This window comes from Candidatus Cloacimonadota bacterium (assembly GCA_020532355.1).
Lineage (GTDB): Bacteria > Cloacimonadota > Cloacimonadia > Cloacimonadales > Cloacimonadaceae > UBA5456.
The window spans coordinates 1-7,470 of record JAJBBD010000331.1; the positions used below are offsets into that span (position 1 = coordinate 1).

3 protein-coding genes are annotated in these 7,470 nt (G+C 45.5%); all 3 read right to left on the reverse strand.

Going from position 1 to position 7,470, the window contains the following annotated elements; translation table 11 throughout:
• Positions 1–638 (reverse strand): DUF4062 domain-containing protein (locus LHW48_11330; GenBank protein ID MCB5261039.1); only part of this gene is annotated, 638 nt, incomplete at its 3' end.
• Positions 639–6,599 carry a UvrD-helicase domain-containing protein gene (locus LHW48_11335; protein MCB5261040.1) on the reverse strand — a complete coding sequence of 1,987 codons (5,961 nt, stop codon included), beginning with the start codon at positions 6,597–6,599 and terminating at the stop codon, positions 639–641.
• Between the two features lies 1 nt (position 6,600).
• Positions 6,601–7,470 (reverse strand): UvrD-helicase domain-containing protein (locus LHW48_11340; protein MCB5261041.1); only part of this gene is annotated, 870 nt, incomplete at its 5' end.

The following is a 7,470-nucleotide window of genomic DNA, read 5'->3' on the forward strand; positions in this document are numbered from 1 at the left end:
ATCTCTTCATATAGGCTGCTTTGGTTTAATCGAAAGATAGAATCCCTCGCGTTTGTTCTGTCTGAAATTGATAATGGTATTGTATACTCGTTTGGAAGCGAATACTTAACAAAAGATGTATCGACACACTCTTTAAGTTTGGATTCAAAAAGTCTTACGATCTCGTTTTTATTTGTATAAACGTTAGAAATCCCAGTCTCCCAAGCACGATATCGAAACTCCTCGATTTTTTCGAACTGCCCATCGTCACAATCTTCCTTACTTGCTTTTAGAAATGAAAAGCAAACAATGCGTGGATATTTATATTGGCTAGATTTAGCGTTTCTTACTAAAGCATCGTTAAACTCATACTCTGTTAGGGATATAGGATTGTCTTGTAGCTCACTGCCGTATCTACTTCCCATCATACCAAAGTATAGATCATAATCGCCAACCTTTTCGTCGATCAGTTGTTGGGGAGTTTTACCTATTTCTGAACCAACAAAGAATGGTTGTTCCCAATACAATGGCTTTATTAGGAAGCCTTGAGGTTCATAGTACTTGTTTAAATCATCAGCTGTCGAAACCAGTTCTAATGGTAAGTTCCCCAAGACTGTATCTCTACTCGGGCAAGATATAAAGACTCTAATTTCGATCATCTATCCCTCTAATAGTAGATTTCCCAGCCATATTTGAATTCCATTTATGGTCTTACATCCCCATTTAATCTCAGTTCCGGAATACGTTTCCAAATCAGGCTTCCTGCTTGATTCTCCCGGATGTGGGATACAGCATAAGGTAGCACCAATAGGGCTAGTTTGGATTTCATAGATCAGGTCTGGGGAAGATTGAACCTGGTGCATAATTATTATATCGGACTCTCGCCTTAACTTCTCAACCAAGGCAATCTTATCCAGATAGTCCTTGCCAAACCTTCTTTCTGCGTGGCTTATGAACTGGTCATGCAGATTATCCATAGTTTGTTCCAATGTCCTGATGTTTTGTTCATTAGTCTGCAGGAACAAGATCCCTCTGGCCTCATATCTCTTGGCTTTCTCATCCCATTTTTCCCGATAAACATTGTCATCCATCATCCCCAGGTGTTCCAACACTGGATTGCCATAATCAGGGAAGATAAAGTCAGGAAGAGCTCCGGGCACTCCGAAATCAGGTTCTTCATACTCAAAATAGATGCCCCTGGCAGTAAATTCGTTAGCCAAGAGCATTTCGGATTTGGAACGAACTTTTTGCCCGCTGTTTGTCTGGAACTTTCTACCATCAGAACGGTACGATGCGTCTTTAGCTGCAGCAGCTGCGCTCAAGTGTATCTGCCCACCGTCATCAGTTTCAGTAACACATTTAGGGTCATGAGCCAGATCAAGGAAGCATGATTTTTCGTAGCTTCGGCTGGAGTTGTTATAGAGACATCTTTTTTGAGCTCTGGATACGATCAGATTGTGTCTGGCTCTGGTTAAGGCAACATAGAATATCCTTTTCTCTTCTTGGTCATAAAGCGATTCCAAGTCCTCATCGGTGAGATCTTTCCTCCAGGTCGCACGGCTATATGTTTGTACTAGTTTACGCCATTCCAGCAGCCGTTTATGCGCTTTGGGAGGCTCGTGGGGAGAGTTTCCCTCTTCCATCCCAAGAACAATTACAGTGTCGAATTCCTCACCTTTTTGACTATGCACGGTAGATAGGATCAGTTTAGTCTTTTCAGGCTCAGCGCTAAAAGCAGAGAGTATAGTTGCATCATTATCCTTAAGAACACCGCATAAATGGTCAAAATCACGTTTCTCGATCTCTTCCAGGGCCTTTCCAGGCATGCTATCAAGAACACGTTTCAACAATACATCAGCTTTTGTGATAACTTCAGATCTGATATCCTTCCCTATCTGGCCTTCGCTGGTATCGCCGAACTCAGCATTACTGGACACCCTTTCAAGCAGCCTAGCCGCTCTGATAACAATATCTTTGATTTTAGCGTTTGCCAGCAGCCCTATAGCCGTATCCCCTTCAAATTTATAGGGAATGCCACTTCTTAATAATTCGGCCTCCAGAGTATAGAGCAGAACCCATTTTCTGGCTAGTACACCAACAGTTGCCTTGGGCGGAGGATCTCCAGGTATCTCAAGGTTTAGGGCAGCTTGGATCAAACCGATTAAAGCTCCAGATTCGGTCTTATCATCTGCATTATGCAGATAGTATACATTTTGCTCTTCGGTAGATCTATTCTCGTCATATTCGATCTTTATGCCACTTTCTTCCCCTGCCTGAGCCAGAAACTTGTATGATACTTTAACCAGTTTTGGGAAACAGCGATAGTTCTTGGACAAATAGTAAGGTGCTGTATTGGGAAAATCAAGCTCGAATCTTCTTAGATTCTCTGGGTCTGAGCCTTGCCAAGAGTAGATCGACTGGTTATTATCTCCGACCACGAAAAGGTTCGCCTGTTGCCCCAATAATTGTAGTAGCGCTGCTTGAGCAGGAGAAGTATCCTGGTACTCATCGCAGAAAATCCACTTGAAACGGTTACCCCATCTTTGGGATTGTTTCTTGTCCCTTAAGATAGTAACCGCTTTGATGATTGCCTCGCCGTAGTCAATCAGATTGTTTTCGCGCAATAATCTGGCATACTCCAGATAGAACAATGCAAATCGTTTAGTAATCGTTGTATTGTCACCTGATGCAGAATAATTCTTGAGATCTTCCTCATTAACCAGTCCGTTCTGGGCGTAGCTGACCAGGGTCGTTGCATCTTCATCAGATAGACCATCTCTTGATATTCCAGCCTGCTTCCGAGCCATATCGAAGAGCTCTTTTTGCTTTTCAGGATTCTTCTCATTCAGGAACTCAGTTTCTTTGCCTTGATCTTTATCATCCTGGCGTATTATCCTCGTGGCCAATTTATGATAAGTCAGCACATTGCCATACAAGCTATGCGACTTTTCTTTTAGATCTCGACTGAGCCTGTCTCGCATCACGTTCATAGCCTTATTTGTGTATGTTAAAGCCAAAACATCGCCTGGCTGGGCGTCATCAGAGCCAACAAGCCTGATTATTCTTGATATGAGCACGTGTGTTTTCCCCGATCCTGCTGATGCTCTGACCAAAATCCTCTTACTCTGGCTTTCCACAATAGCTCTTTGTTCCGGTGATAGCTCTCGCTCTTCATCAGCTATGGAGCCCCAGTCAAATGTGGATTCAATTTTCTCGCCGTTTAAGAATTTTTCGACCTCAGATACCACCTTATCGCTTTTATCAACCACCGTAACTGTCTCTGGCAAGCTCTGCAGCAGGGCTCTGCCATAACTGCGAAAATGTATTCTGGGATCGGTGATCACGCAAGCACCCCGGTCCCGCTCAGACCTGATCAGGCGGCCATACATTTGCCGCAGATGCAGAAATACAGTGGGAACCACCATGTCCCGGAAATAGTCCCGATCCAAGCCATGTGACTCATAGAATTGGCTCTTGGCAATCGCCACAGGATGTCCATGATACTCAAACGGAAGCCTGGTTACTACCAGCACCGAAAGAGCTTCGCCTTGCACATCGATGCCTTCCCAAAAAGATCTTACCCCCAGCAAGACTATCTTTTCGCCTTTCGCGGGAGCTTCGCGGAACCTTTCAACCAAGGCTGCCCGACTGGCGTCATTCTGGGTTAGCACCAGAATTCCCTGATCCCTTAGCCTGGCTTGCAGTCTGGGTGCCATTTCCCGCATGATCAGGTGTGATGTAAACAAGGCCATTAGTCTGCCTTTAGCGACTATAGCCAAGTCCGCGATATGCTTGCTCTGTGCTTCCATATACAGCGGATCTATCTTAAGTTCTGGATTTGCCTGAGGGATGTCATGAGATACTGCCAATAAAGCTTGATGCTTGAAATCGAATGGAGAGGGATAGATGCCAGTGATCGGCGTCTTGGTGTCATCCTCGCTGCTCAGTCCCAGACGCTGCTTGATCGTGTCGAACACGCCCCCCACGGTTATGGTCGCAGATACATAGGCTTTGTGTTTATAAATGGGGTTCAGTGTTTCTCTGAGCCAGCCCTCAACATCCAAAGGAGTACAAAGCAGTTCAGTAGTCCAAGCTATCAATTTACCCTCTTTTTCGGGCAAACCGCCTGGTTTAACCTTCACCTTGGCTTGGCCCCAAAGAACCCAATCCGGTTTTCTCTCAAACAGGTATTCCAGAGCTTCATCGTTTTCACTGAGGTGGTCTTCAAAAGCACCCAATGACCCAGACACTCTTTTCGGAAGGCCTTTCAAATCAGTCAACTGCGGGATCAGGTCGTGCAAAGCCAGTTCCAGTGATGATACTGCCTCTTTTAACACACTTGCTGAAGCATAGAGCGATTCCACCCAAAACGCTTTAGTTTCAAAGGAAGTGGGATAGTCTGGATCGATGTTGTCGATACTGGGATACATCTGATTGAGGCGTTCTCTGGCTTGTCTGCACCATGAATTGAGCAGTGGCTCAAACTTATCCAGGGCATTTTTAAATCTCTCCAATAGAGGATTGCCCTTCAATTGGGGATTAGCCAGCAGCGCTCTTATTAAACCTTGGATTTCTCCATGATCATCCTTTTTTAACAGGGAGTTTAGCTCATGTTGCAGCGCCCAAGGACGGAACTGCTTGGTAAGAACTTCAGTAACAACAGCATCCAGATTGTGTGCCTCATCCATGATCAGTGTCTCAAAGTCATTCTTGCTGGTATCTGCGGCATTCGCGATTGATACCACATAGCTGTGGTTTACTAACACAAGGTCCGATTTCGAAGCCGTTTCTCTGGCCATTGCGTGCGGATCGATATCTGCCCAACCTTCCCTGAGCTTGGGAGGGGCAGCATCTCTTCCCAGTAAGCCGATCAATTTAAAGTTTTGCAGGTGCTCAATTTCGCTCAACCAACCTGTTTCTGTAAGAGGGAGCCAGTTGATAAGCGCACCCAAGAAATACAGGTCATCAGGATGATCAATGAAGTCGTGCGCATCCTCCAGCATGTCCGAGGCTGTTTGTAGGCATACGTAGTTTCCCTTGCCCTTGATTATCGAAACTGTCCTTTCAATGCCAGCCAGAGTGAAAGCCTCCAGGACTGCAGGCACGTCTTTTTGCCAAGCCTGATCCTGCAGGGCTTTGGTGTTTGTAGATACGAATGTCTTTTTACCCGAAAGCAATGCTGGCACCAGATAGCCAATAGTCTTGCCAATGCCTGTACCTGCCTCAAGCAAATACGCCTTCGTATCGGAAAGGCACTCATCAATTCTTTGGCTGAATCCATATTGTGCTTCACGCAACTTGTAATTATCTCCGGCAACCTGTTCCAGATAACCACTTTTGAGAAAGAAATGAGCTAGTGTTTTAGCTTGGGCATCTCTTAATCCTGTGCTGGACAGACTAACATCGGGGACTGACCGGAAATGGCTTTGCACCATGTCCAAGTAAGCGCTGGGATCTATTTCTTCAGTAAGCGGGGTGAAGTAATCCAGTAACTCATGCGATTCAGCTAATCCCCAATAATCTGATAGTAGCTGATCCATGCCCTGTATTAACTTTGACCTCGCTGAAGTGGGTGATTTAATCACTTTCCTCAGCATAGCCCGCTGAGTCTCTGGCAGGCCACTTAGAGATTCTTTTATTCTCCCGATCAAACCGATCATTGCTGCCAAGGGTCCGCCGTTGCCCATCTCGTCCATGTATTCTATATCCAAAAGCTTACACATCGCTTCAGGATTATCGCTGCGTAGGACCAAAGGGAAAGCCATCTGAGAAAGTAGGCTTAGATCAACAAACTGCTGTCCCGTCATCGGGTTACCAGTTATCCTATAATGCCAGTTATGCATCAAACGCATAGCCTTGCCGGCCTGCCATAGAAAGCTTGCTTTCCCATCCAGTCTATCCAGTAGTTGTTCCAGCATTTCCACTTCAGAATTTAACGTTTCCCAGGACGGATCATCGCTATAAGCTGGATTTCCCTCCAAACAGGCTGTCCAAACGGAAACTGTCCCCTTACGTATCTGAGCCACCCATAAAGCATCGACAGCACTCATAGTCTCATCATTGGGGGAGAAGAACCCCATGATGTTGCAGTCTATTTCAGGAACTTGTGATATTCTTGTGGCATCCTTTTGGATCAGTGCGGGGATCGATATCTTGGGCTGCTCTGGTTGCCTGGGAGTCACATTTATTCCAGTCTCCCTGATCTTTTTACGTAACTCTCTAATCAATAATGCGCATTTCTCATAATCAGGATGATCCGGTTGAATTTGTTCAATTAACTTTTCGGCTTCGGCTTTGGCCTGGACAAATAGTTGTGCATCTTTTAAATCATTGACCCTGGAAAAATCAAGTCTGATCACATTTGGCTCGATGGAAAGAGATCTGGCTATAGCGCTTAACGCCACTTGTATTGATTGTTCATCAAATGCTTCCCATATCTGCCAACCGTCAGCTTCTGTGGATTGAGATTTGTTGCCAGGTTTTATGGCTTTTTTCTCGCTTACCCAGGCAGCCAAGGCTTTGATTTCCTGTCCCTTTATATTGATGCAATAAGCGGTTTCTGGCTCCGGCAAAGCATATTCTGCCAGATGAGTTATTAAGATATCGAGCAAGTGTTCCATTCTAACTCCGATTGAAGGTTTCAAACCGAATCAATCTCTCGATTTCGGAGATGAACCTGGATGGTTTTTCCTTGGAAGTAACCAAATATAACATCTCTGCAGCCCTGGTCATAGCCACGTAGAAGAGAGTTCGATCCCTCTCCAGAGCGAGCTCTTTTTCTTCATCATCGATGCTAAGCCTTTGATACTGTGGCATAGTACCTTCATGCAATCCTAATACAAACACAACGGGAAACTCCAATCCTTTGGCCGAGTGGATGGTGAGTACCTTGATCTTTTCTTCCAGGATGTCGAAGAGATCATCCCCCTTGCTGATGAAAGGCACCCGTTGTTCCCCCAATTTCTTACCCACCTGGGCACAAAGATCCAGGGTGGGGCAGAGAATGGCAAAATCAGCCAGGCGAAAGCGATTGTCCCCGGCCAAATCCAAGGTTTTGTTGATAATAGCAGTTATCTCGTTTTCATTGGAGAACGCATCCAGTACTATCGGCCGTGGCCCCTGCCGGGATGTGAATTTAGGGTCCACATAGTCATCTGATAACTGCATCAGCCGATTATAACTATTCAAACCAGCGGCTGCCTCGGCTATCTGTCTTGTGTTCCTGAAATTCTTCCGCAGATTGTGGCTTTTACCCTGCAGCATGAGCCCTGCTTGCTTCCAGGAAAAACCCCTCGAATATAGGGTTTGAGACACGTCACCCACCAAAAATATACTGCGTGATCCGCTGGGTGATCCACCACCCATCATCCTTTGGGCAATTCTTACTTGAATGGAGGTCAGATCCTGCGCCTCGTCAATTATCACATGCTCGTAAGGTTTATCCAGAGCTTTCTTGAACAATTCACGATACGCTATCAGGCTGATATCCTG

Bases quoted from the DNA above. Each gene is read 5' to 3' on its own strand.
- LHW48_11335 (MCB5261040.1), bottom strand. From the start codon at position 6,599: ATGGAACACTTGCTCGATATCTTAATAACTCATCTGGCAGAATATGCT.